We start from the raw sequence: 25276 nt of genomic DNA, 5'->3' as shown, positions 1-25276 counted from the left end.
TCACTTCGCGGTGTCCGTGACCAGACGCTCGACGGCCTCGACGGCCTCGCCGATCGCGGCCGGGTTCTGGCCGCCGCCCTGGGCGACGTCCGGCTTGCCGCCACCGCCGCCGCCGAGGGTCTTGGCGGCCGTACGGACCAGGTCACCGGCCTTGAGGCCGCGCTCGCGGGCGGCCTCGTTGGTGGCAATGACCGTCAGCGGCTTGCCGTTGGCCGTGGTGAACAGGGCCACGACCGCGGCCCGCCCGCCCTGGATACGGCCCCGCACGTCGAGGACCAGCTTGCGCAGGTCGTCGGCGGTCGTGCCGTCCGGGACCTGGCCGGTCACGAGGGCGATGCCACGGATGTCCTTCGCCGACTCGGCGAGGCCGGCCGCGGCCTGGAGCACCTTCTCCGCGCGGAACTTCTCGATCTCCTTCTCGGCGTCCTTCAGCTTGCCGAGCATCGCGGAGACCTTCTCCGGCAGCTCCTCCGGACGGCCCTTGATCAGCTCCTGGAGCTGGGCGACGACCGTGTGCTCCCGGGCGAGGAAGTTGTAGGCGTCGACACCGACGAGGGCCTCGATACGGCGGACGCCGGAGCCGATGGACGACTCACCGAGCAGCTTGACCAGGCCGAGCTGCGAGGTGTTGTGGACGTGCGTACCGCCGCACAGCTCCTTGGAGAAGTCGCCGATGGTCACGACACGCACGCGCTCGCCGTACTTCTCACCGAACTCGGCGATGGCGCCCTGCTTCTTCGCCTCGTCGATGCCCATGACATCGGCGCGGACGTCGAGGTCGCGCGCGAGCACCTCGTTGATCTTCTGCTCGACGTCGGTCATCACGGCCGTCGGAACGGCGGCCGGGGAGCCGAAGTCGAAGCGGAAGCGGCCGGGCTGGTTCTCGGAACCGGCCTGGGCGGCCGTCGGGCCGAGCGCGTCGCGCAGGGCCTGGTGGGTCAGGTGGGTGGCCGAGTGGGCGCGGGCGATGGCCGTGCGGCGGCGGGCGTCGATCGAGGCGTGGGCCTTGGCGCCGACGGTGACCTCGCCGAACTGCACGACACCCTTGTGGACGTACACGCCCGGGACCGGCTTCTGGCAGTCACGGATCTCGATCACGGCACCGGAGTCGACCTTGATCCGGCCGGTGTCGCCGATCTGGCCGCCGCCCTCGGCGTAGAACGGGGTGCGGTCCAGGACGATCTCGACCTCGTCGCCCTCGGTGGCGGCCGGGGAGGAGGTGCCGTCGACGAGGATGCCGACGATCGTGGACTCGCCCTCGGTGTCGCTGTAGCCGATGAACTCGGTCTCGCCCGTCTTGTCGGCGATCTCCCGGTAGGCACCGGCACCGGCGTGGCCGGTCTTCTTGGCCTGGGCGTCGGCCTTGGCGCGGTCCCGCTGCTCCTTCATCAGGCGGCGGAAGCCGTCCTCGTCCACGGAGAGGCCCTGCTCGGCGGCCATCTCCAGGGTGAGGTCGATCGGGAAGCCCCAGGTGTCGTGCAGCAGGAACGCCTTGTCACCGGCGAGGACCGTGCCACCGGCGGCCTTGGTCTCGGTGACGGCGGTGTCGAGGATGTTCGTGCCACCCTTGAGAGCCTTGAGGAAGGCGTTCTCCTCGGCGACGGCGACCTTCTCGATGCGCTCGCGGTCGGTGACCAGCTCGGGGTACTGCTGGCCCATCATGGCGATCACGGTGTCGATCAGGTCGAGCACGACCGGACCGGTGGCACCGAGGAGACGCATGTTGCGGATGGCGCGCCGCATGATGCGGCGCAGGACGTAACCGCGGCCCTCGTTGCCAGGAGTGACACCGTCGCCGATGAGCATGACGGACGTCCGCATGTGGTCGGTGACCACGCGCAGGGAGACGTCCGAGCCGTGGGCGTCGCCGTAGGCGACACCGGTCAGCTCGGTGGCCTTCTTGATGACGGCCATCGAGGTGTCGATCTCGTACATGTTCTGCACGCCCTGCAGGATCATCGCGAGGCGCTCGAGGCCGAGGCCGGTGTCGATGTTCTTGCTGGGGAGCTCGCCGAGGATCTCGAAGTTGTCCTTGCCGATGCCCTCGCCGCGCTCGTACTGCATGAAGACGAGGTTCCAGATCTCCACGTACCGCTCGTCGTTGACGGCGGGGCCGCCCTCGACGCCGAACTCGGGGCCGCGGTCGTAGTTGATCTCGGAACAGGGGCCACAGGGTCCGGGGACGCCCATGGACCAGTAGTTGTCCTTCATGCCGAGGCGCTGGATGCGCTCCTTGGGCACGCCGACGACCTCGTGCCAGATGCGCTCGGCCTCGTCGTCCTCCAGGTAGACCGTGATCCAGAGCTTCTCGGGCTCCAGGCCGTAACCACCCTTGTCCTGGGGGCTGGTGAGCAGCTCCCAGGCGTACTTGATGGCGCCTTCCTTGAAGTAGTCGCCGAAGGAGAAGTTGCCGCACATCTGGAAGAACGTGCCGTGGCGGGTGGTCTTGCCGACCTCTTCGATGTCGGGCGTGCGCACGCACTTCTGCACGCTGGTCGCGCGCGCCCACGGCGGCTTGACCTCACCGAGGAAGTACGGCTTGAAGGGGACCATGCCGGCGGGGACCAGGAGCAGAGTCGGGTCGTCCGCGATGAGCGACGCCGAAGGGACGACGGTGTGACCGCGCTCCTCGTAGAAGCTCAGCCAGCGGCGGCGAATCTCGGCCGACTCCATCAGTGGTCCTCATTCCGGTTGTACGGGTACGTCTTGTACGTCGATCCCTCGGCGTACTTCGGGTTGTTGCGGTTCTCGATGGCGGCGAACCGCCGGGGCGCGGGGAGTTCGGGGTTCGCGTTGATACCCAGCGCCTCCCCCAGCTCTTCCTCCCGCTGGGCCATGTTGTCGCGGACGTCGAGCGCGAAGCCCACCGCACGGTCCTTGAGCTTGTGCCCGGCCTCGATCGCCTTGTTCGTCGCGGCGACGGCGAGGTGCTCCGGGGTCAGCTGCCTCAGCTTGCGGTTGACCTTGGTGGTGGCCCACACACCGGCGGCGACGCCCGTGCTGAACCAGAACGTACGGCGGAACATCGCTGGTCTCAGTCCTTCTTCCGCTTGCTCCGTCGTGACGCCGGAACCGTGCGGCCCACGATCACGGTACGCCGGGGTGTCTTGGCGGGCACGTCGTCCTTGCGGCCGGCGATCGCCCGGCGCACGCCGTAGCCGAAGGCCGCGACCTTGACCAGCGGGCCGCCGAAGGTGGAGGCGACGGTGGTGGAGAGCGCGGAGGCGTTGGAGGTGACCTCCTGGACGTCGGAGGCGATCGCGTCCACCCGGTCGATCTGGGTCTGCGCGGAGCGCACCGCCGAGGAGGCGTCCGCGAGGAGCGGTACGGCCTGGTCGGTCACGTCCGCCACCAGCTTGGTGGTCGCCCTGAGCGTCTGGGCCAGCCTCGCCAGCGCGACGGCGAGGAAGGAGACCAGGATCGCCCAGAAGACGGCCACCAGGATGCCGGCCACCTCTCCACCGGACACTGCGCACCCGCTCCCTGATACGTGCTCTGAACATCGGAACCCAGAAAAAAACAGTGGCCCGAGCCTATCGCGCCGTGGGTGGGGCTCCGCACCGGATTACCGCCCGCGCGGGCCCGAGTTGCACGAAGCGATTGTACGGAGTGAATACGGTTCAGTACGCTCCGTGTCCTATGCGGGATGATCGGCTCAGCGACGGCAATCTGCCTCTCGAACTGGACGCGTTCGTGGGCCGCACGGCCGAACTCGCCGCGCTGTCCCGACTGCTGGAGACCTCACGCCTGGTGACCGTGACCGGCGCCGGTGGCGTGGGCAAGTCCCGGCTGGCGGCGCGGGCCGCCCTGGACAGGGCGGCCTGGCGGGTCGAGCTGGCGCCGGTGCGTGACCCGGAGTTCGTCGACTACGCGGTCGTACAGGCTTTGGGGCTGACCGACCACACCACGCGGCTGCCGCGCGAGACGCTGCTCGCGCGTCTCGGGCGGTGCGACCGGCAACTGCTGCTCGTCCTGGACGGGTTCGAGCATCTCGTCGAGGCGTGCGCCGAGCTGGTGGCGGAGCTGCTGGGCCGGGTGCCGGGGCTCACCGTGCTCGCCGTGGGCCGCAGGCCCCTGTCCGTGCCGGGCGAGCGGGTGTTCACGCTGGCGCCCCTGGGCGAGGACGAGGCCGTGGAGCTCTTCGTCGACCGCGCCGGCGGGCAGGGTGCGGCCGTCGGTGACGATCCCGACGTACGGGAGCTGTGCCGGCGGCTGGACGGCATCCCGCTCGCCGTCGAGCTGGCGGCCGGGCGGCTGCGGGCCCTGTCCCCCGCCCAGTTGCTGACCCGGTTCGACGACCGCTTCCGGCTGCTGACGGGCGCGTCCCACGGGGTCCCGGCGCGGCACCGCACGCTGCGCACGGCGATCGGCTGGAGCCACGAACTGTGCACGCCCGAGGAGCGGCTGCTGTGGTCGCGGCTCTCGGTGTTCGCCGGGCTGTTCGACCTGGAGGCCGTGGAGTACGTGTGCAGCGGCAACGGCCTGGCCGAGCAGGACGTCCTGGACGTGCTGACGGAACTGCTGGCGCAGTCGGTGGTCGGGCGCGAGGAGACGACGGCGGGGGTGCGCTACCGGATGCTGGACACGGTCCGGGCGTACGGCGAGGACTGGCTGGAGGCGACCGGGGACGCGGACCGGCTGCGCCGCCGCCACCGCGACTGGTATCTGGGCCTGGCCACCTGGTGCGAGCTGGACTGGTTCTCACCGCGGCAGGGCGAGGTGGCGGCGCGGATCGAGGCGGAGCTGCCGAATCTGCGCTGCGCCCTGGAGCGCTGTCTGGCCGACCCGGACGAGGCGTATCTGGGGCAGTACCTCGCGGGCTCGCTCTGGTTCTACTGGGTCGGGTGCGGGCGGCTGTCGGAGGGCCGGCACTGGCTGGAGCAGTCCGTTCAGCTGGAGTCCGACCATGAGCTGTCCCGGCTGAAGGCGCTGTGGGTGCTCGGCTATGTCGCGATCCTCCAGGGCGACAAGGTGCCCGCGCTGGCGGCGCTCCAGGAGTGCCGGGAGGAGGCGGAGTTCTCGGCGAACCCGACGGCGATCGCCTACGCCGAGCACCGCACCGGCTGTCTGGCGCTGGTCACGGACGACATGCCCCGCGCAGAAACGCTGCTGCGCTCGGCGCTGGAGCGCTACCAGGAGATCGGCGAGCTGAACAGCAACGTGCTGATGGGGCAGGTCGAACTGGCGATGACGCGGGCCTTCCAGGGCGACCTGCCTCAGGCCGTGAAGCTGTGCGAGGACGTCCGCCGGGTCTGCGAGGACCACGGGGAGCGCTGGACCAGGTCGTACGCCTTGTATGTGCTGGCGTACGCGGCCTGGACCGAGGGGGACCTGGCCGGCGCCCGGGAGCTGCTCACCGACTGCCTCGGTGCCGCGCACGCGTTCAGCGATCTGCTGGGTTCGGTGCTGTCGATCGAGTTGCTGGCCCTGGTCACGGCCGCGCGGGGCGAGGCCGCGGACGCCGTCGAGGCGGCGGTGTTGCAGGGCGCGGCGGGGGCGATGTGGCCTTCGGTGGGGCTGCCGCTGTTCGGCTCGGCCTACTACAACGCCCCGCACGAACTGTGCGAGGCGACGGCGCGGGAGCGGCTGGGCGACGGGCGGTACGAGGAGTGCGTACGGGAAGGGGCCCGGCTCGGCCGTGAGGCGGCGGTGGCCCGTGCGCTGGGGCGGCCGCCGGCGCCGCTGCCCGGTCCGCGCGGTCAGGCGCGGCATGCGCGCGGCCCCGTCACCATGCACGAACCCGCCGCCTCCCGTGCCCGTAAGGGCGGGGAGACGGCGGGCTGAGGTGGTGCGTGTCCTACGGCCTGCTGGTGATCAGCGGGCGTAGTACTCGACGACGAGCTGCTCGTCGCAGATCACCGGGATCTCCTTGCGGTTCGGCTCACGGTCCAGGCGGAACGCCAGGGCCTTGAGGTTCACCTGGAGGTAGCGCGGGGTCTCACCCTCGGGGGCGAAGCCGCCCTCGCGGGCGATCGAGAAGAGGGTCTTCTCGCGGCTGCGCTCGCGGACCATCACGACGTCGTCGGGACGGACGCGGAACGACGGCTTGTCGACCTTGCCACCGTTGACCTCGATGTGGCCGTGGACGACCATCTGACGGGCCTGGTAGATGGTGCGGGCGATGCCCGAACGCAGGACCAGGGCGTCGAGACGGCGCTCGAGCTCGATGATCAGGGCCTCGCCGGTCTTGCCCTGCACCTTGGAGGCACGCTCGTAGGCGCGGACCAGCTGACGCTCGGAGACGTCGTACTGCGCACGCAGGCGCTGCTTCTCCAGCAGACGGACCTTGTAGTCCGAGTTCTGCTTGCGGCCACGGCCGTGCTCACCCGGCGGGTAGGGACGGGCCTCGAAGTACTTGACGGCCTTCGGGGTCAGCGCGATGCCGAGGGCACGCGACTTCTTGACCTTGGGGCGGGACTGGTTCGCCACAATCTCTCATTTCTCAGTGTTCGGCTTGTCAGGGTTGCGGGAGGTCGCATCCGCAGCCGGGGAAACCCTCCGGGTCCGTTGCCGGGCCTGGTGGGCAGCCGCTCCCTGGTCTGGGCACATACGTGCAGCACGCGAGTGGCCCACCGACCGGTCTCACCTGCTGGTGAGTGGTGGTGGGCGGCCCGCGACACCATTCGAACGGTGCGCGACGCTCCTGGAACCCCTGGGGGTTCCGGCTGACCGTCCCGTTCTGACTGCACGGGACACAGCACTTCGAGGGATTCTACAGGCTGCTCAGGACCGCTTGCGACCGAGGTGCTTGCGGGTCCACTCGACGGCGTCCGCGTACCGCGCCTCCGCGCCGTGCCGGGTCGGCGCGTAGTACTCGCGGTCCTTGACCTCCTCCGGCGCGTACTGCTGCTCGGCGATGCCCTCGGGCAGGTCGTGGGGATACACGTACCCCTGCGCGTGCCCGAGCTTGGCGGCGCCCTTGTAGTGCCCGTCCCGCAGGTGGGGCGGCACGGAGCCCGCCATTCCCTTGCGTACGTCGTCCAGGGCGGCGCCGATCGCCATGGTCGCGGCGTTGGACTTGGGGGCGAGCGCGAGGGCGATGGTGGCGTGGCTGAGGGTGAGGGCGGCCTCGGGGAAGCCGATCATGGCGACGGCCTGGGCGGCGGCGACCGCGATGGGCAGCGCGTTCGGATCGGCGAGGCCGATGTCCTCGCTCGCCGAGATCATCAGACGCCGGGCGATGAAGCGGGGGTCCTCGCCCGCCTCGATCATGCGGGCCAGGTAGTGCAGCGCTGCGTCGACGTCCGAGCCGCGGATGGACTTGATCAGGGCGCTGGCGACGTCGTAGTGCTGGTCGCCGTCGCGGTCGTACTTCACGGCCGCGCGGTCGACCGTCTGCTCCAGGGTCTGGAGGCTGATCTCGCTCTCGTCCTGGTCGAGGGCTGCCCCGGCGGCGGCCTCCAGGGCGGTCAGCGCGCGGCGGGCGTCACCACCGGCGATGCGCAGAAGGTGGTTCTCGGTGTCCTCGGGGAGGGTGACGGCGCCCTTGAGGCCGCGCTCGTCGGTGACGGCCCTGCGGAGCAGACCGCTCAGGTCGTCGTCGGTGAGGGGTTCGAGGGTGAGGAGGAGGGAGCGCGACAGGAGCGGGGAGATCACCGAGAAGTAGGGGTTCTCGGTGGTCGCCGCGATGAGGGTGACCCAGCGGTTCTCGACGGCCGGGAGCAGGGAGTCCTGCTGGGCCTTGCTGAAGCGGTGGATCTCGTCGAGGAAGAGGACGGTCTCCTTGCCGTATCCCCCGGTGGCGCGGCGGGCGCCGTCGATGACCGCGCGGACCTCCTTGACGCCCGCGGTGATCGCCGACAGCTCGACGAAGCGCTTGTTGGTGGCCTTGGAGACGACGTAGGCGAGGGTCGTCTTGCCGGTGCCGGGCGGGCCCCACAGGATCACGGAGGACGGCCCGGCCGGGCCGCTCGCGCCTTCGCCGACGAGGCGGCGCAGCGGCGAGCCGGGCTTCAGCAGATGCTGCTGGCCCACCACCTCGTCGAGGATGCGCGGACGCATCCGCACCGCCAGGGGACTCCCGGCGGGGTCCTTCTCCTGGCGTTCTTCGGCTGCGGCGGTGAACAGATCGGGCTCCACGTCCAAAACCCTAAATCACCGCACTGACAGTCGGTCCCGACGGTCAGCTGGTCCAGAAGTCCCACCAGCGCGTCAGGATCAGCATGCCGATGATCCCGATGTGCAGGACCGGCAGGACCCAGGTGAACTCGCCGAAGAAGCTCTTCAGCCAACGCGGGGCGGGGATGAAGCCGTTGCGCACGTTGAACGAGGTCACGTACCAGAACATGATGATCGTCGCGACCCATGCCAGGGAGCACCACAGGCACAGCGCGTTGATCCGGTACAGGGACTGGAACATCAGCCAGGCGCAGAACGAGACACCGAAGAGGGTGCCGGCGTTGAAGGTCAGCCAGTACCAGCGCGGGAAGCGGGCGCGGGCGAGCAGGCTCATGCCGACGCAGATGACGATGCCGTAGGCGACGAGACCGAGCATCGGGTTGGGGAAGCCGAAGACGGCGGCCTGCTTGGACTCCATGACACTGCCGCAGGAGACCACGGGGTTCAGGCTGCACCCGGGGGTGAAGGACTTGCCCTCGACCTTGGCTTCGAGGAGCTTGAACTTGTCGAACGTGATGACCCACGCGGCGAGCAGGCCGGCCGCGCCGGTGAGCACCAGCAGGATGGCGAAGGCACGGCTGCCGCCCTCCGTCCGTGGCTCGGCGGCCGAGCGGTCCGGCCCGGGCTCGGTGGAGACGTCCTTGACTGTCGTCTTGCTCATCACGCCGATTCCGTCTGCTTGAGAGTTGGACCTTCTTCGGGCAGGGCCATTGTGCCGCACACAGGGCTCTGTCCACCGTTCGCTGGAGATAAGGAAGGACGCACGGCCGTCCCTGAACGCTCGGTTCCGGCCGGGCTTCGAATGCGATGACGACCCGCGCGAACAGACTCGCGACGGAGTGTGCGGGAGCTGAGCGAACAGCGCGGGGATGTCGGCGCCGATCCGGCGACCTCCACGCGCGCGTGGAGGTCCCGTGGGGGAACCGCCCGGCAGAGCGAATCGGCGTCCACGGCGTTGACGAGCGGCGAGATCTGGCCGGTTCCCGTCTCCGGCCACCCCCCTCGGGGCCGGTCCGCCGCCGGAAAACCCGAAGGCCGGACGGCAACATCGCCGTCCGGCCCTCGTGGCGGTCCGTCAGCCGAGACGGGCCTCCAGCTCGGCCACGATCTCGTTCACGCCGATCGCCGTCTGCTCACCGGACTCCATGTCCTTGAGCTGAACGACGCCCTCGGCGAGGTCGCGCTCGCCGGCGACGACCGTGTAGCGGGCGCCGCTGCGGTTGGCGTTCTTCATCGCGCCCTTGAGGCCCTTGGCGCCGTAGGAGAAGTCGGCCGCGATGCCGACCTTGCGCAGCTCCGTCACCTTGGCGAACAGGACCCGGCGGGCCTCCTCGCCGAGCGGCACCGCGAAGACGCTGGTCGTGGAGGGGAGTGGGAGCTCGACGCCCTCCGCCTCCAGGGCGAGGACCGTGCGGTCGACGCCGAGGGCCCAGCCCACGGACGGGAGCGCGGGGCCGCCGATCATCTCGGAGAGGCCGTCGTAGCGGCCGCCGCCGCCCACCGCGGACTGGGAGCCCAGACCGTCGTGGACGAACTCGAAGGTCGTACGGGTGTAGTAGTCCAGGCCGCGGACCAGCTTCGGGTCGTCCTCGAAGGCGACGCCCGCGGCCGTGATCAGCTCACGGACCTCCTCGTGGTACGCCTTGCAGGCGTCGCAGAGGTAGTCGCGCAGCAGCGGGGCGTCGCCGAGCTGCTTCTGGACGTCGGGGCGCTTGTCGTCCAGGACACGCAGCGGGTTGATGTCCGCCCGGCGCAGCGTCTCCTCGTCGAGGTCCAGACCGCGCAGGAAGGTCTGCAGCGCCTCGCGGTACACCGGACGGCACTCCTTGTCGCCCAGGCTGTTGAGGAGGATGCGGAAGTTCCGCAGCCCCAGCGACCGGTACGCCTGGTCGGCCAGGATGATCAGTTCGGCGTCCAGGGCCGGGTCCTCGGCGCCGATCGCCTCGGCGCCCACCTGGGAGAAGTGGCGGTAACGGCCCTTCTGCGGGCGCTCGTAGCGGTAGTACGAGCCCGAGTACCAGAGCTTGACGGGGAGGTTGCCCGCCTTGTGCAGGTTGGCCTCCAGGGCCGCCCGCAGGACGGAGGCGGTGCCTTCGGGGCGCAGGGCGAGCTGGTCGCCGCCCTTGGTCTCGAAGGCGTACATCTCCTTCGTGACGATGTCGGTGGACTCGCCGACACCGCGCGCGAAGAGCTCCACGTTCTCGAAGCCGGGCGTCTCGATGTAGCCGTAGCCGGAGTTGCGCAGCGGGGCGGCGATCGCCTCGCGGACCGCGAGGAACTTGGCGCTGTCCGGCGGGATCAGGTCGTACGTGCCCTTGGGGGCCTTGAAGGTGCTCACGGAAAGTCTCGTCACATTCCTCGTCGGGGAGCGTCGACATCCGCTCCCGGGCCGGCTGCCACCTGCCGCAGATACGGGTTGGTGGCACGCTCACGGCCGATGGTCGTCTGCTCGTTGTGGCCGGGCAGCACCACGGTCGAGTCGTCGAGCGGCAGGACCACGCGGGCCAGGGACTCGAGCATGTCGTCCATGGAGCCACCGGGGAAATCGGTGCGTCCGATGGAGCCGGCGAACAGCAGGTCGCCCGAGAACAGGATCGGCGGGATGTCCGCCGTCTCGGGCAGGCCGAAGGTCACCGACCCCCTGGTATGGCCCGGCGCGTGCGCGACGGTGAGCTCAAGGCCCGCCAGCTCCAGCTTCGCCCCGTCCGTCAGCTCCTTGACGTCGTCGGGCTCCCCCACGGCCAGTTCGCCCATGAGCGGCATGCCGATGGTGCGGCCGAGCGCCTTCTCGGGGTCGCTCATCATGAACCGGTCCTCGGGGTGGATCCACGCGGGCACGTCGTGCGCGCCGCAGACCGGGACGACCGAGGCCACATGGTCGATGTGGCCATGGGTGAGGACGACGGCGACGGGCTTGAGCCGATGCTTCCTGAGCGTCTCCTCGACTCCCTGGGCGGCCTGGTGGCCCGGGTCGATGATCACGCACTCCTCACCCGCGGCGGGGGCGACGAGAAAACAGTTCGTCCCCCAGGCCCCGGCGGGGAACCCGGCAATGAGCACGATCGTCCTTCGTTGTGTCGATAAGTGCGGACTGCGGTGGCCTCAAAACGGCTGCACCTGTGGTGAGAGCCTACCGGCGCTGCCGTTTCCTCAGCGAACCCATATACGGTACGGGGCACACGCAGGCGGTCGGCTCATAAGACGCACGCGTCCCAGTCGGCGTACGAGACGCATGAGGAGAGAACCCGGTGGTCACCCAGGAACAGCGGAAGCGGCAGCTCGCCCGGGAGAAGTTTCTGCGGCAGCAGCAGCGGCGCACCGCCGCGCGGCGCAAGGCCCGCATGCGCAACTCCGTGATCGCGTCGGTGCTCGGCGTGATCATCGTGGGCAGCCTGGCGCTCTACACGACCGGTGTCCTCAAGGACGACGGCGACGACAAGGCCAACGCGAGCGCGACGGCGTCCGCGACGCCCAGCGCGGTCTCCGACCCGTGCAAGAAGGCCGCCGAGGGCAAGGTCAAGACGGCGACGTGGAAGAAGGAGCCGGCGATGACGATCGACAAGTCGGCCAAGTACACGATGAAGCTGGCGACGACCTGCGGCGACATCGACATAGCGCTCAAGACCTCCGCGGCCCCGCACACGGTGAACTCGTTCAATTTCCTGGCGTCGAAGGGCTACTTCGACCACACCAAGTGCCACCGGCTCACCACCAACGGCATCTACGTGCTCCAGTGCGGTGACCCCACGGGCAGCGGCAGCGGCGACCCCGGCTACACGATTCCGGACGAGAACCTGAAGGACAAGTCGCTCAAGGGCGACACCTACCCGGCCGGCACGGTCGCGATGGCGAACCAGTACAACGCCCAGACGGGCGAGGGCAAGAACAGCGGCGGCAGCCAGTTCTTCCTCGTCTACCAGGACAGTCCACTGCCGGCCAACTACACACCGTTCGGTACCGTGTCCGAATCCGGTATGACCGTCCTGAAGAAGATCGCCGCTGCGGGTGAGAACACCGGCGCGGGCGACGGCGCTCCCAACGCGACGGTCGTGATCAACAAGGCAACGGTCAGCAAATCCTGACCCTCAGCAGCGAAATTTCGGTCGCGCGGGATGCGGACAGGCAACCCGCCGGTCGCCTATGTTGGCCGTGACGAAACTGTGGACGATGCCCGGGGGCGCTGAAGCCTTCCGCAGGCATCATGTGGAGGAGGCGCTGTGAGCAGCGACCCGTGGGGCCGCGTCGACGAGACGGGGACCGTGTACGTGCGTACGGCCGACGGCGAGCAGGTCGTCGGTTCCTGGCAGGCCGGCTCCCCTGAGGAGGCGCTGGCCTACTTCGAGCGCAAGTACGAGGGCCTGGTGGTCGAGATCGGCCTCCTCGAGAAGCGAGTGAAGACCACCGATCTGTCGGCGAAGGACGCGTCGGTAGCCATCGACCACATCCGTGAGCAGGTCGACGCGCACCACGCGGTCGGCGACCTGGACGCCCTCAAGGTGCGTCTCGACAAGCTCGTGGAGACCGTCGACAAGCGTCGCGAGGAGCGCAAGCAGCAGCGCGCGAAGCAGTCCGACGAGGCCCGGCACGCCAAGGAGGCGCTGGTCGTCGAGGCCGAGGAACTGGCGAAGTCCGACCAGTGGCGCGCGGCCGGCGAGCGGCTGCGGGCCCTGGTGGACACCTGGAAGGGTCTGCCGCGTCTGGACCGCAAGTCGGACGACGAACTGTGGCACCGCTTCTCGCACGCCCGGTCGGCGTTCTCCAAGCGCCGCAAGGCGCACTTCGCCTCGCTGGACGCGCAGCGCGAGGAGGCCCGCAAGACCAAGGAGCGGCTGGTCTCCGAGGCCGAGGCGCTGTCCAACTCCACCGACTGGGGTCCGACGGCGGCCCGCTACCGCGAGCTGATGGCGGAGTGGAAGGCCGCGGGCCGCGCCCAGCGCGAGCACGAGGACGACCTGTGGAACCGCTTCCGCGGCGCCCAGGACGTCTTCTTCGCCGCCCGCAGCTCGGTCTTCGCCGAGCGCGACGCCGAGCAGGGCGAGAACCTCAAGCTCAAGGAGGAGCTGGCCGACGAGGCCGAGAAGATCCTCCCGGTGACCGACCTGAAGGCCGCGCGGGCCGCGTTCCGTCAGATCAACGAGCGCTGGGAGGCCATCGGCCATGTCCCGCGCGACGCCCGCCCCAAGGTCGAGGGCCGGATGCACGCCGTCGAGCGGGCCATCCAGGAGGCCGAGGAGACCGAGTGGCGTCGCACCAACCCGGAGGCACGCGCGCGTGCCGAGGGTCTGACGGGCCAGCTCCAGGCCGCCGTGGACAAGCTCCGCGGCCAGATCGAGCAGGCGCGCGCCCAGGGCAACAACGCCCGCGCCGACAAGCTCGAGCGTGAGCTGGAGGGCCGCCAGGCGCTTCTGGACCAGGCGCTGAAGGGTCTGCACGAGTTCGGCGGCTGACAGGCCGCGGTTCCGCTGCTACGACGAGAAGGGCCCCGTACCTCGTGTACGGGGCCCTTCTCGTCGTATGCCCTACGACCGGGCGCGTGCCGACGTCACGCGGTAGACGTCGTAGACGCCCTCCACGCCGCGTACCGCCTTCAGAACGTGGCCGAGGTGCTTGGGGTCGCCCATCTCGAAGGTGAAGCGGGAGGTGGCGACGCGGTCGCGGGAGGTCTGGACGGCCGCGGAGAGGATGTTGACGTGCTGGTCGGACAGGACGCGGGTGACGTCGGAGAGGAGCCGGGAGCGGTCGAGGGCCTCGACCTGGATGGCGACCAGGAAGACCGAGGACTGGGTGGGCGCCCACTCGACGTCGAGGATGCGCTCGGGCTCGCGGGACAGTGACTCCACGTTGACGCAGTCGCTGCGGTGAACCGATACGCCGCTACCGCGTGTGACGAAACCGATGATGGGGTCGCCGGGTACGGGGGTGCAGCAGCGGGCGAGCTTGACCCACACGTCGTCGACGCCCTTGACCACGACGCCGGGGTCGGCGCTGGAGCGGCGTTTGCGGCCTCGGGTGCGGGTCGGCGGGACCGCCTCGTCGATCTCCTCGGTGGCGGCCTCCTCGCCGCCGAGGGCGGAGACGAGCTTCTGGACGACGTTCTGCGCGGAGACATGGCCCTCGCCGATCGCCGCGTACAGGGCGGAGATGTCGGGGTAGCGCATCTCGTGCGCGAGCGTGACCAGGGAGTCGCCGGTGAGGATGCGCTGGATCGGCAGGTTCTGCTTGCGCATGGCGCGGACGATGGCGTCCTTGCCCTGCTCGATCGCCTCGTCGCGGCGCTCCTTGGAGAACCAGGCCCTGATCTTGTTGCGGGCGCGCGGTGACTTGACGAAGCCGAGCCAGTCGCGGGACGGTCCCGCGCCTGCCGCCTTGGAGGTGAAGACCTCCACCAGGTCGCCGTTGTCCAGGGTGGATTCGAGCGGGACGAGGCGTCCGTTGACGCGTGCCCCTATCGTCCGGTGGCCGACCTCGGTGTGGACCGCGTACGAGAAGTCGACGGGGGTGGCGCCGGCCGGCAGCGCTATCACGTCGCCCTTGGGCGTGAAGACGAAGACCTCGTTGCGCGACAGGTCGAAGCGCAGGGACTCCAGGAACTCGCCTGGGTCCTCGGTCTCCTTCTGCCAGTCGAGCAACTGGCGCAGCCACGCCATGTCGTTGAGGTGGTCGTCCTTGCCGGTGGTCCGCGGCTGGTCCGAGCGGACCTTGGAGGTACCGGCGACGGCCTCCTGCTTGTACTTCCAGTGCGCGGCGATGCCGTACTCGGCGCGGCGGTGCATGTCGAAGGTGCGGATCTGGAGTTCGACGGGCTTGCCGTTGGGGCCGATGACCGTGGTGTGCAGCGACTGGTACATGTTGAACTTGGGCATCGCGATGTAGTCCTTGAACCGCCCCGGAACCGGGTTCCAGCGGGCGTGGACGGTGCCCAGGGCCGCGTAGCAGTCCCGGACCGTGTCCACGAGGACTCGGATGCCGACCAGGTCGTAGATCTCCGCGAAGTCGCGACCGCGGACGATCATCTTCTGGTAGACGCTGTAGTAGTGCTTCGGGCGGCCGGTGACGGTCGCCTTGATGCGGGCCGCGCGCAGGTCCTGCTGCACCTCGTCGGTCACTATGGCGAGGTACTCGTCGCGCTTCGGCGCCCGCTCGGCCACCAGACGCACGATCTCGTCGTACATCTTGGGGTAGAGGATCGCGAAGGCGAGGTCCTCCAGTTCCCACTTGATGGTGTTCATGCCCAGGCGGTGGGCCAGCGGCGCGTAGATCTCCAGGGTCTCGCGCGCCTTCTTCTCCTGCTTCTCGCGCTTGAGATAGCGCATGGTGCGCATGTTGTGCAGGCGGTCGGCGAGCTTGATGACCAGGACGCGCGGGTCCTTGGCCATGGCGACGACCATCTTGCGCACGGTCTCGGCCTGCGCGGCCTCGCCGAACTTGACCTTGTCCAGCTTGGTGACGCCGTCGACGAGGAGGGCGACGGAGTCGCCGAAGTCGCGGCGGAGCTGGTCGAGGCCGTACTCGGTGTCCTCGACCGTGTCGTGCAGCAGTCCGGCCATGAGCGTGGCCGGGTCCATGCCGAGCTCGGCGAGGATGGTGGTCACCGCGAGGGGGTGCGTGATGTACGGGTCGCCGCTCTTGCGCTTCTGGCCGCGGTGCCAGCGCTCGGCGACCTGGTAGGCCTTCTCGACCTGGCGGAGCGTCGCGGTCTCGATCTTCGGGTCGTTGCTGCGCACTATCCGCAGCAGGGGCTCCAGGACCGGGTTGTACGGGTTGGAGCGCTGGACACCGAGACGGGCGAGGCGGGCGCGGACGCGGTTGGAGGAGCCGGAGCGGGCGGGCTGACCTGCGGGTGGGCGGACCGCGGGGGGCGTCGACGCGGGCGCGGAACGCTCGGGCGGGGCCGGCTTGGGGCGCGGCTGCTCGGCCGACTTGTCGACGGGCGCGGACTGGGCGTGCTCGACCGAGCCCTGCGTGGCGTTCTTCGCGGGCGTCGCCGCGGGGCCCGAGGCGGGCTCGGGCTTGGCGGCGGTCAGTGGCTGGGCCTCGTCTGGCAAGAGGACTCCTCGTGCGCGAACCGGGTCCCCCGATCAGGCTCCGGAGAACCCATGGTAGCGATCCTGCGGCTCGGGATCGCCTTCAGGCCGATGTGAGGAACGTCCACCGGTGAAACGTGAGGGGCCGATGAGCCTTGGCGGGCACGACAACGGCCGCCCCTGACGTACCGGGACGGCCGCTTCTGTGAGGAGACCTCAGACCACCAGCAGCGCTTCCAGAGGAGCGCCCTCCAGAGCCGGTTCCAGGCGCGGGCGGCCCGCCAGGAAGCCGAGTTCCATCAGGACCGCCAGGCCCGCCACCCCGGCGCCGGCGCGGCGGATCAGCTGGATCGCGGCCTCGGCCGTGCCGCCGGTGGCGAGGACGTCGTCGACGATCAGGATGCGGTCGTCGCCGGTCAGGTCCTCGGCGTGGACCTCGATCTCCGCCGAGCCGTACTCCAGGTCGTACGCCTGGGCCAGCGTCGCTCCGGGGAGCTTGCCCGCCTTGCGTACGGGGATGAAGCCCAGGCCCGCGCGGACGGCGACCGGGGCGCCCAGGATGAAGCCGCGGGCCTCCAGGCCGACGATCTTCGTGGCGCCCGTGCGCTCCGCGATCTCCGCCAGCGTGTCCGTCAGTGCCGTGAACGCCGCCGGGTCCGCCAGGAGCGGGGTGATGTCCTTGAACATCACGCCCGGCTCCGGGTAGTCCGCCACGTCACGGATGCGGCTGAGCAGCAGCTCCTGGATGTCGGTCATCGGCGCTTCCCCGAGGGGCGGCGGCGCGTGGCGCGCGGTCCGACGACGGCCGGGGTGGCGTCCTCGGGGTCGGCGGTGGCGTCGCCGCGGGTCTCCGCGAGCTCCTCCTCGGCGGCGGCCTGGGCGCGCTTGGCCAGGACCCGCTTGCGCAGGGCCTTCATCTGCGGCTCGCGCTCCTTGAGGTCGGCGACGAGCGGCGTGGCGATGAAGATCGAGGAGTACGCGCCGGCCGCGAGGCCGACGAACAGCGACAGCGAGATGTCGTTGAGCGTGCCCGCGCCGAGGAAGCCGCCGCCGATGAACAGCAGACCGGCGACCGGGAGCAGGGCGACGACCGTGGTGTTGATCGAACGGACCAGGGTGCCGTTGATCGAACGGTTGGCGACGTCGCTGTAGGTGAAGCGGGTCTGCTTGGTGATGTCCTTCGTCTGCTCCTTGAGGGAGTCGAAGACGACCACCGTGTCGTAGAGCGAGTAACCGAGGATCGTCAGCAGGCCGATCACCGTGCCGGGCGTGACCTCGAAGCCGACCAGGGCGTAGATGCCGACGGTGATGGTGATGTCGTGGATCAGCGCGACGAGCGCCGCGATGGCCATGCGCCACTCGAAGGCGATCGCCAGATAGATCACGACGAGGACCATGAAGATCGCCAGGCCCTGCCAGGCCTTGTTGGCGATCTGGTCACCCCAGCTGGGGCCGACGAGGTCGGCGGCGATCTTCTCCGGGTCGACCTTGAAGTCCTCGGCGAGCTTGTTCTTGATCTCGTCGGACTGCTGGGTGTCCATGCCGGCGATCTGGATGCGCATCGTCCCGTTGCCGAGCTTCTGCACGACCGCGTCGTGGCCGGAGGCCTCCTTCGCGTAGTCCTCGGCCTGGGAGACGGAGACGCTGGTCTTCTCGGTGGTGAAGACCGCGCCGCCCTGGAAGTCGATGCCCATGTTGAGGCCGCGTACCGCGAGGCCCACGATCGCCGTGATGGTGATCAGGATCGAGATGCCGTACCAGAGCTTGCGGTGACCGATGAAGTCGTAGCTGATCTCGCCACGGTGCAGTCGGGCGCCGAGGTTGCCGAGTTTCGACATGCTCACGCCTCCTTCGTCTCGACGGGGGCGGCAGGACGGCGGGTGCGGCGCAGCGGCGGCTGGGCGCCCAGGCTCTTCGGGTCGAGGCCGGACCACTTGTTGCCGCTCGCGAAGAACTTCCGGCGGGCCAGCAGCGTCATCAGCGGCTTGGTGAAGAAGAACACCACGACGACGTCGAGGACGGTGGTGAGGCCCAGTGTGAACGCGAAGCCCTGGACCTTGCCGACGGTCACGATGAACAGGACGGCGGCGGCGAGGAACGACACGAAGTCGGAGACCAGGATGGTGCGCCGGGCGCGCGGCCAGGCCCGCTCGACGGCGGGGCGCAGCGAGCGGCCCTCACGGATCTCGTCCCGAATCCGTTCGAAGTACACGATGAACGAGTCCGCGGTGATACCGATGGCGACGATGGCACCGCAGACGGCCGGCAGGTTCAGCGCGAAGCCGATGGCCGGGCCGAGGAGCGCCATGATCACGTAGGTGAGGATGCCGGAGACCAGCAGCGAGGCCATGGCCACGACGGACAGTCCGCGGTAGTAGAACACCAGGTAGAGCACGACCAGGGCGAGGCCGATCGCACCGGCCAGCAGACCGGCGTGCAGCTGGTCGCCGCCGAGCGCGGCGGTCACGGTCGTGACGCTCTGCTCCTGGAAGGAGAGCGGGAGCGCGCCGTACGACAGCATGTTGGCGAGGCTCTGGGCCTCCTCCTGCGTGAAGCTGCCGGAGATCTGGGCCTCGCCGCCGGTGATGGCCTGGCTGACGGTCGGGCTGGAGACGACCTCGCCGTCGAGGACGATGCCGAACTCGTTCAGCGGGGGCGTGGCGTTCTGCGCGAGCTGGCCGGTGACCTCGCCGAACTTCTTGGCGCCACTGCCGGTGAAGGTCATGTTGACCTGCCAGCCGGCCGCCGTCTGCGTGTTGTAGATGGCGTCGGCCTTCTTGACCTCGGTGCCGGCCAGGCTGGCCGGGCCGAGCAGGTACTTGTACCAGACGCCGTTGATCTCGCCGCAGCCCACGGTGGACTCGCCGGGCTTGGCGCCCTCGCCCGCCTTGGCGCGCTGGGCCGGCTTGGAGCAGTCGAGGGCGGTGTACGCGGCCTGGAGCTTGGCGTCGGCGGAGGTGCCGGTGTCGCCGCTCGCCGAGGCGGAGGGGCTCGCGGAGGACGACGCGGTGGCGGACGCCGACGGGGAGGCGTCGGCCTTCAGCGCGTCGGTGACGGGACGGCCCTGGGTGGTGGCGGAGGCCGACGGGGAGGACGACGAGGTCGCCGTCTCGCCCGTGGAGCCCGACTTGCTCGCGGAGGGGCTCGGCGAGGCGCTGGAGGAGCCGCTCGCGGACGGGCTCGGCGAGGCCGCAGCGGCGGAGCCGGTGGCGTCCTGTGCCAGGACGGGACGGAAGTACAGCTTGGCGGTGGTGCCGACCTGGTCCCGGGCTTCCTTGGAGTTGGTGCCCTTGGGGATGTTGACGATGATGTTCTTGTCGCCCTGGGTCTGCACCTCCGCCTCGGAGACGCCCAGACCATTGACACGGCGGTTCATGATCTCGACCGCGGTGTCCATGTTGGCCTTGTTGATCGCGGACCCTTGATCGGCCTTCGCCTCGAGCGTGATGCTCGTGCCGCCGGCCAGGTCGATGCCGAGGCGCGGGGTCGTGTGCCCGGAGAGGAACATTCCCCCGGTGAGCGCCACGATGGCGATCAGGATCAGGACCAGCGAGCGCCCTGGCTTGCTCTGGGCGCTCGCGCTCCGGCCCCTCTTAGGTGCTGCCACCTTCTCGTACTCCCTCTCGGGCCGCTGCGCGCCGGGTCTGCGGGCGGGCGGCCATGACATGGTGTCGATCCCGTGCGAGCTGCGTACATCCGAGGGCGCGCAGGCGTGGCCCGCGCGCCCCGGGTACGACTACTTCGCGTCGGAGTCGCCGTCGGTCTTCTTCGGCTCGTCGTCCGTCTTCGCCTCGGCGGCCTCGTCGGCCTTGACGGCCTCCTCGGCGGGCTCGTCCTTCTTGCCGAGGTCGACGGACTTCTCGTCGGAGGCGGCGGCAGCTTCGTCGTCGGACTCGTCGGGGCCGGCAAGAGAGGAGGCGTCGTCGGGGACGACGTCGGTCTTCAGGTCGTGCTCGATGCCGTGCACGATGCGGTTGTACTCGTCGTCCGTCAGGACGGCACCGATCGCGTTCTTCGCGAAGAGAAGGTCGACACCCGGGCCGGCGTCGAGGAGGACCGTGTCCTCGTTGACCTCCTTGACCGTGGCGTACATCCCCCCGATGGTGCGGACGCCACTGCCGGGCTGCATGTCATTCCGCATGTTGGCGGCCTGCTGCTGCTTCTTCTTCGCCGACCGGGTCATCAGGAACATGGCCCCGATGAGCACGATGAACGGGAGGAGGGTCACGAGACTCACGGGTCGGTACTTCCTTCACGCGACCGCGATGCTGAGCGGCCTGATGGTTGGGGGTGTGTGCGCCGCCGACAAAGGCGGCATCGGCGGAGTCTAAGCGAGTCCGCGCGCATGGAACAACGCTCAGCATGGCACCCGGGTTCCTGGCCCGGCCAATACCCCGCCGTCACAAACCCATCACGTCGGCCGTCACACGGGTCGTCACGCCCCGAACAGGTCCTGTTGTCCGTTTCCTGTGCCCGCGGGGCGGGGCGGGGTGAGGCCGAGATGCGCCCATGCCGCGGGGGTGGCGACCCGGCCGCGCGGGGTGCGGGCGAGCAGTCCCTCCCGGACGAGGAAGGGTTCGGCGACCTCTTCCACGGTCTCGCGCTCCTCGCCCACCGCGACCGCGAGCGTGGACAGGCCGACCGGGCCGCCGCCGAACAGCTTGAGCAGGGCTTCGAGGACACCGCGGTCGAGCCGGTCGAGCCCGCGCGCGTCCACCTCGTAGACCTGGAGCGCGGCGCCCGCGATCTCGCGCGTGATCACGCCGTCGGCCTTGACCTGCGCGTAGTCCCTGACCCGGCGCAGCAGGCGGTTGGCGATGCGGGGCGTGCCCCGGGAGCGGCCGGCGATCTCGGCGGCGCCGTCGGTGTCGATCTCGACGTCGAGGAGGCCCGCCGAGCGGTGGATGACGCGCTGGAGCTCGGCCGGCTCGTAGAACTCCATGTGCGCGGTGAAGCCGAAGCGGTCGCGCAGCGGGGGCGGCAGCAGCCCCGCGCGCGTGGTGGCGCCGACCAGGGTGAACGGGGGCAGTTCGAGGGGGATCGCGGTGGCGCCGGGGCCCTTGCCGACGATGACGTCGACCCGGAAGTCCTCCATCGCCATGTAGAGCATCTCCTCGGCGGGCCGGGACATGCGGTGGATCTCGTCGAGGAAGAGGACCTCGCCCTCCTGGAGGGAGGAGAGGATCGCGGCGAGGTCGCCGGCGTGCTGGATGGCGGGGCCGGACGTGATGCGGATGGGGGCGCCCATCTCGGCCGCGATGATCATCGACAGGGTGGTCTTGCCGAGCCCCGGGGCGCCGGAGAGCAGCACGTGGTCCGCGGTGGCGCCCCGCGCGCGTGCGGCGCGCAGGACGAGGTCGAGCTGTTCGCGGACCTTCTCCTGGCCGATGAACTCGCCCAGGTCCTTGGGGCGCAGGGCGGCCTCGACGGCCTGGTCCTCACGGTCGGCGACAGAGCCCACCAGCCGCTCGGCGGCGGCCGTCTCGTCGGTCGTGTCGTCCCAGTTCACTGACGTTCTCCTAGCGGGCGCGGTTCAGGGTCTGCAGGGCGGCCTTCAGCAGCTGGCCCACCTGGGGCGTGCCCTCGGCGGCCTCGGCCTGCGGGGTCACCGCGGACACCGCCTCGTCGGCCTCGCGGGTCGCGTAGCCCAGCCCGATGAGCGCCGCGTGCAGCTGGTCGCGCCAGCCCTGGGTGACGGGGGCGCCGATCGCGGGGGCGCCGATCGGCTCGCCGAGCCGGTCCTTCAGTTCGAGGAGCAGCTTCTGGGCGCCCTTCTTGCCGATGCCGGGGACCGCGATCAGCGCCTTCTCGTCGGCGGTGGCCACCGCTCTGCGAAGGGCGTCGGGGGTGTGGACCGCGAGCATCGCCTGGGCCAGGCGCGGGCCGACGCCGCTCGCGGTCTGGAGCAGCTCGAAGGTCTGGCGCTCGTCGTCGTCCACGAAACCGTAGAGGGTCAGCGAGTCCTCTCGTACGACGAGGGAGGTGGCGAGCTTGGCCGGCTTGCCCAGGCGGAGCGTGGACAGCGTGTTCGGCGTGCACTGCACGGCCATGCCGACACCGCCGACCTCGACGACTGCGGTGTCGGGGGCGAGCGCGGCGATCGTGCCGCTCACGAAGGCGATCATGCCCTACGGCCTTTCGATGCGTGCAGGGCCACGGCCTGCTGGAGTCGGTTCTGCGCGGGGGCGCGCCAGATGTGGCAGATGGCGAGCGCGAGGGCGTCGGCGGCGTCGGCCGGCTTGGGCGGGGCGTCGAGCCGCAGCAGCCGGGTGACCATGGCGCCGACCTGGGCCTTGTCGGCCCTGCCGCTGCCGGTGACGGCGGCCTTGACCTCGCTGGGGGTGTGCAGGGCGACGGGGATGCCGCGGCGGGCGGCGCAGAGCATGGCGACGGCGCTGGCCTGGGCGGTGCCCATGACCGTACGGACGTTGTGCTGGCTGAACACCCGCTCCACGGCGACGAATTCGGGCCGGTGCTCGTCCAGCCACTGTTCGATGCCCTGCTCGATGGCGACGAGCCGTTGCCCCAACTCGGCGTCGGCGGGCGTGCGGACGACTCCGACGCCGATCATGGTGAGCGGCCGGCCGGCGACCCCCTCGACCACCCCGACTCCGCACCGCGTCAGTCCGGGGTCGACCCCGAGTACACGCACCGTGCCCCCTCCCACTCGATCGCCTGTTTGTGCAGGCTATCGGGTGCCACCGACAATGCGACGGGCCGACGGGTGTGTCCCGTCGGCCCGTTCGCATCCGGAGCGTCGGCTCAGGCGTCTACCTTCTCCATGACCTCGTCGCTGACGTCGAAGTTGGCGAAGACGTTCTGCACGTCGTCGCTGTCCTCGAGCGCGTCGATCAGCTTGAAGATCTTCCGGGCGCCTTCCTCGTCGAGCTCGACCTGCATGGTCGGGACGAAGTTGGCGTCGGCGGAGTCGTAGTCGATCCCGGCGTCCTGGAGCGCGGTGCGGACCGCGACCAGGTCGGTGGCCTCGGAGAGGATCTCGAAGGACTCGCCGAGGTCGTTGACTTCCTCGGCGCCCGCGTCCAGGACGGCTCCCAGGACGTCGTCCTCGGTCAGCTCGCCCTTGGGGACAATCACGACGCCCTTGCGGTTGAAGAGGTAAGAGACGGAGCCCGGGTCGGCCATCGAACCGCCGTTGCGGGTCATGGCGACCCGCACGTCCGAGGCGGCACGGTTGCGGTTGTCGGTGAGGCACTCGATGAGCACCGCGACACCGTTCGGGCCGTAGCCCTCGTACATGATCGTCTCGTAGTCGGCGCCGCCCGCCTCAAGACCGGCGCCGCGCTTGACCGCGGAGTCGATGTTCTTGTTGGGGACCGAGCTCTTCTTGGCCTTCTGGATGGCGTCGAACAGCGTCGGGTTGCCGGACACGTCGGCGCCACCCGTGCGGGCCGCGACCTCGATGTTCTTGATCATCTTCGCGAAGAGCTTGCCGCGCTTGGCGTCGATCACGGCCTTCTTGTGCTTCGTCGTAGCCCATTTAGAGTGGCCGGACATCTGCCTGTCTCCTTCGCGTAACCCATCCAAACAACGAACGCCAGAGATCCTACAAGGACTCCGCCGCCCGGTTCGCGCGCACCATGTCGACGAACAGGGAGTGCACACGGTGGTCGCCGGTCAGCTCCGGATGGAACGACGTGGCGAGCGCGTTGCCCTGGCGGACCGCGACGATGTGGCCGTCGTGCTCGGCGAGCACCTCGACCTCGGCGCCGACCGACTCGACCCAGGGGGCGCGGATGAAGACGCCTTCTACAGGATCGCCCTCGACGCCGGTCACGTCGACAGCCGCTTCGAAGGACTCGTTCTGCCGGCCGAAGGCGTTGCGGCGCACGATCATGTCGATGCCGCCGATCGTCTCCTGGCCCGAGCGCGGGTCGAGGATCTTGTCGGCCAGCATGATCATGCCCGCGCAGGTGCCGTAGACCGGCATACCGGCCCGCACGCGCGCGCGGAGGGGCTCCATGACGCCGAACAGGACGGCCAGCTTGGAGATGGTCGTGGACTCGCCGCCGGGGAGGACCAGGCCGTCCACCTCGGCGAGCTCCTCGGGGCGCCGGACCGGCCTGGCCACGACGTCAGCCGCGGCCAGGGCGATCAGGTGCTCCCGTACGTCCCCCTGGAGTGCGAGCACTCCGATCACGGGATCGGTCATTACCAGCCTCGGTTCGCGTAACGCTCGGCCTCGGGGAGGGTGTCGCAGTTGATGCCGACCATGGCCTCGCCGAGGTCACGGGACGCGTCCGCGATGATCTTCGGGTCGTCGTAGAAGGTGGTGGCCTTCACGATGGCGGCGGCGCGCTTGGCCGGGTCGCCGGACTTGAAGATGCCGGAGCCGACGAAGACGCCCTCGGCGCCGAGCTGGCGCATGAGCGCGGCGTCGGCCGGGGTGGCGACGCCACCGGCGGAGAACAGCACCACGGGGAGCTTGCCGAGCTCGGAGACTTCCTTGACGAGCTCGTACGGGGCGCGCAGCTCCTTGGCGGCGGCGTACAGCTCGTTGTTGTCGAAGCCGCGCAGCTTGGCGATCTCGTTCTTGATCTGGCGCAGGTGGCGGACGGCCTCGACGACGTTGCCGGTACCGGCCTCGCCCTTGGAGCGGATCATGGCCGCGCCCTCGGCGATCCGTCGCAGGGCCTCACCGAGGTTGGTGGCACCACAGACGAACGGGGTCGTGAAGGCCCACTTGTCGGAGTGGTTGACCTCGTCGGCCGGGGTGAGGACCTCGGACTCGTCGATGTAGTCGACCCCGAGGGACTGAAGGACCTGGGCCTCGACGAAGTGGCCGATGCGGGACTTGGCCATCACGGGGATGGAGACCGCGTTGATGATGCCCTCGATCATGTCCGGGTCGGACATCCGGGCCACGCCGCCGTCCTTGCGGATGTCGGCCGGGACCCGCTCCAGGGCCATGACGGCGACGGCGCCCGCGTCCTCGGCGATCTTCGCCTGCTCCGGGGTCACGACATCCATGATCACGCCGCCCTTGAGCTGCTCGGCCATGCCACGCTTCACGCGCGCGGTGCCGGTCTCGGGGGTCTGGTTCTCGGTGCTGGACACGGGTTGACCTCACTGATGTGAAAAGAGGATTTCTACGGCACCGAGGAAACGTGAAGAGA

General features: G+C 69.8%; 22 protein-coding genes. 3 read left to right on the top strand and 19 right to left on the bottom strand.

Features of this window, described 5'->3' with window-relative positions; all coding sequences use genetic code 11:
* Genes alaS through ACIHIX_RS21205 form a run of 3 tightly spaced genes read right to left on the bottom strand, consistent with a single transcriptional unit; the run spans position 1 to position 3469 of the window.
* The gene (gene alaS / locus ACIHIX_RS21215; RefSeq protein WP_399958283.1) at positions 1-2673 is read right to left on the bottom strand and encodes an alanine--tRNA ligase; all 2673 of its coding nucleotides are present in this window, start codon (positions 2671-2673) and stop codon (positions 1-3) included.
* Entirely contained in the window at positions 2673-3026 is a 354-nt protein-coding gene (locus ACIHIX_RS21210; RefSeq protein WP_329341339.1) for a hypothetical protein, read from the bottom strand. Before ACIHIX_RS21210 ends, alaS begins: the two co-directional genes overlap by 1 nt.
* 8 nt (positions 3027-3034) lie before the next feature.
* Positions 3035-3469 carry a DUF948 domain-containing protein gene (locus tag ACIHIX_RS21205; RefSeq protein ID WP_399958280.1) on the bottom strand — a complete coding sequence of 145 codons (435 nt, stop codon included), beginning with the start codon at positions 3467-3469 and terminating at the stop codon, positions 3035-3037.
* 170 nt (positions 3470-3639) lie between these two features.
* Between ACIHIX_RS21205 and ACIHIX_RS21200 the strand changes: the two genes are divergently transcribed.
* Entirely contained in the window at positions 3640-5784 is a 2145-nt protein-coding gene (locus tag ACIHIX_RS21200) for an ATP-binding protein (RefSeq protein WP_399958277.1), read from the top strand.
* A 30-nt stretch (positions 5785-5814) separates the two neighbouring features.
* Here the strand turns inward: ACIHIX_RS21200 and rpsD are convergent, their stop codons facing one another.
* The 5 genes from rpsD to ACIHIX_RS21175 all read right to left on the bottom strand — a co-directional run bounded on the left by rpsD (position 5815) and on the right by ACIHIX_RS21175 (position 11178).
* Positions 5815-6429, bottom strand: a complete 615-nt coding sequence (rpsD, locus tag ACIHIX_RS21195; protein ID WP_030053239.1) for a 30S ribosomal protein S4 — start codon at positions 6427-6429, stop codon at positions 5815-5817.
* Positions 6430-6723: 294 nt separating this feature from the next.
* Positions 6724-8079 carry a replication-associated recombination protein A gene (locus ACIHIX_RS21190; protein ID WP_399958274.1) on the bottom strand — a complete coding sequence of 452 codons (1356 nt, stop codon included), beginning with the start codon at positions 8077-8079 and terminating at the stop codon, positions 6724-6726.
* Between the two features lie 43 nt (positions 8080-8122).
* Positions 8123-8779: a vitamin K epoxide reductase family protein gene (locus ACIHIX_RS21185; protein WP_399958271.1), complete on the bottom strand. Its 657-nt coding sequence runs from the start codon at positions 8777-8779 to the stop codon at positions 8123-8125.
* A 414-nt stretch (positions 8780-9193) separates the two neighbouring features.
* Positions 9194-10456: a histidine--tRNA ligase gene (hisS, locus tag ACIHIX_RS21180; RefSeq protein WP_399958268.1), complete on the bottom strand. Its 1263-nt coding sequence runs from the start codon at positions 10454-10456 to the stop codon at positions 9194-9196.
* Positions 10457-10467: 11 nt separating this feature from the next.
* A complete protein-coding gene (locus ACIHIX_RS21175; protein ID WP_399958265.1) occupies positions 10468-11178 on the bottom strand; it encodes an MBL fold metallo-hydrolase in 711 nt (236 codons plus the stop codon).
* 188 nt (positions 11179-11366) lie between these two features.
* On the opposite strand from ACIHIX_RS21175, the gene ACIHIX_RS21170 reads away from it, so the two are divergent.
* Both ACIHIX_RS21170 and ACIHIX_RS21165 read left to right on the top strand, forming a co-directional pair.
* Positions 11367-12200 carry a peptidylprolyl isomerase gene (locus ACIHIX_RS21170; protein WP_399958262.1) on the top strand — a complete coding sequence of 278 codons (834 nt, stop codon included), beginning with the start codon at positions 11367-11369 and terminating at the stop codon, positions 12198-12200.
* A 135-nt stretch (positions 12201-12335) separates the two neighbouring features.
* Positions 12336-13565 (top strand): DUF349 domain-containing protein, encoded by a 1230-nt coding sequence (locus ACIHIX_RS21165; protein ID WP_399958259.1) that lies wholly within the window; start codon positions 12336-12338, stop codon positions 13563-13565.
* Between the two features lie 72 nt (positions 13566-13637).
* On the opposite strand, the gene ACIHIX_RS21160 is transcribed toward ACIHIX_RS21165, so the two are convergent.
* From ACIHIX_RS21160 to pdxS, 11 genes are all read right to left on the bottom strand, one after another.
* The gene (locus tag ACIHIX_RS21160) at positions 13638-16163 is read right to left on the bottom strand and encodes a RelA/SpoT family protein (RefSeq protein WP_399958256.1); all 2526 of its coding nucleotides are present in this window, start codon (positions 16161-16163) and stop codon (positions 13638-13640) included.
* Positions 16164-16358: 195 nt separating this feature from the next.
* The gene (locus ACIHIX_RS21155; RefSeq protein WP_399958253.1) at positions 16359-16898 is read right to left on the bottom strand and encodes an adenine phosphoribosyltransferase; all 540 of its coding nucleotides are present in this window, start codon (positions 16896-16898) and stop codon (positions 16359-16361) included.
* Complete coding sequence (secF, locus tag ACIHIX_RS21150; RefSeq protein WP_399958249.1) at positions 16895-17980, bottom strand: protein translocase subunit SecF; 1086 nt, start codon at positions 17978-17980, stop codon at positions 16895-16897. Before secF ends, ACIHIX_RS21155 begins: the two co-directional genes overlap by 4 nt.
* Before the next feature lie 2 nt (positions 17981-17982).
* Complete coding sequence (gene secD, locus ACIHIX_RS21145) at positions 17983-19749, bottom strand: protein translocase subunit SecD (RefSeq protein WP_399958246.1); 1767 nt, start codon at positions 19747-19749, stop codon at positions 17983-17985.
* 129 nt (positions 19750-19878) lie between these two features.
* Entirely contained in the window at positions 19879-20379 is a 501-nt protein-coding gene (yajC, locus tag ACIHIX_RS21140; protein ID WP_399958243.1) for a preprotein translocase subunit YajC, read from the bottom strand.
* 198 nt (positions 20380-20577) lie between these two features.
* Positions 20578-21651 (bottom strand): Holliday junction branch migration DNA helicase RuvB, encoded by a 1074-nt coding sequence (ruvB, locus tag ACIHIX_RS21135; RefSeq protein ID WP_399958240.1) that lies wholly within the window; start codon positions 21649-21651, stop codon positions 20578-20580.
* 10 nt (positions 21652-21661) lie between these two features.
* The gene (ruvA, locus tag ACIHIX_RS21130; protein WP_399958237.1) at positions 21662-22267 is read right to left on the bottom strand and encodes a Holliday junction branch migration protein RuvA; all 606 of its coding nucleotides are present in this window, start codon (positions 22265-22267) and stop codon (positions 21662-21664) included.
* A complete protein-coding gene (ruvC, locus tag ACIHIX_RS21125) occupies positions 22264-22794 on the bottom strand; it encodes a crossover junction endodeoxyribonuclease RuvC (RefSeq protein WP_399958234.1) in 531 nt (176 codons plus the stop codon). Before ruvC ends, ruvA begins: the two co-directional genes overlap by 4 nt.
* A 110-nt stretch (positions 22795-22904) precedes the next feature.
* Entirely contained in the window at positions 22905-23657 is a 753-nt protein-coding gene (locus tag ACIHIX_RS21120; protein WP_266833215.1) for a YebC/PmpR family DNA-binding transcriptional regulator, read from the bottom strand.
* Between the two features lie 49 nt (positions 23658-23706).
* Positions 23707-24312 (bottom strand): pyridoxal 5'-phosphate synthase glutaminase subunit PdxT, encoded by a 606-nt coding sequence (gene pdxT, locus ACIHIX_RS21115; RefSeq protein ID WP_399958230.1) that lies wholly within the window; start codon positions 24310-24312, stop codon positions 23707-23709.
* Positions 24312-25217 carry a pyridoxal 5'-phosphate synthase lyase subunit PdxS gene (gene pdxS / locus ACIHIX_RS21110; RefSeq protein ID WP_399958227.1) on the bottom strand — a complete coding sequence of 302 codons (906 nt, stop codon included), beginning with the start codon at positions 25215-25217 and terminating at the stop codon, positions 24312-24314. Before pdxS ends, pdxT begins: the two co-directional genes overlap by 1 nt.
* Between the last annotated feature and the right edge of the window lie 59 nt (positions 25218-25276).

The sequence above is a fragment of the Streptomyces sp. NPDC051913 genome, assembly GCF_044593635.1.
Lineage (GTDB): Bacteria > Actinomycetota > Actinomycetes > Streptomycetales > Streptomycetaceae > Streptomyces.
Note: the sequence above shows the minus strand (reverse complement) of the source record. Positions and strands in the feature narration are given on the sequence as shown.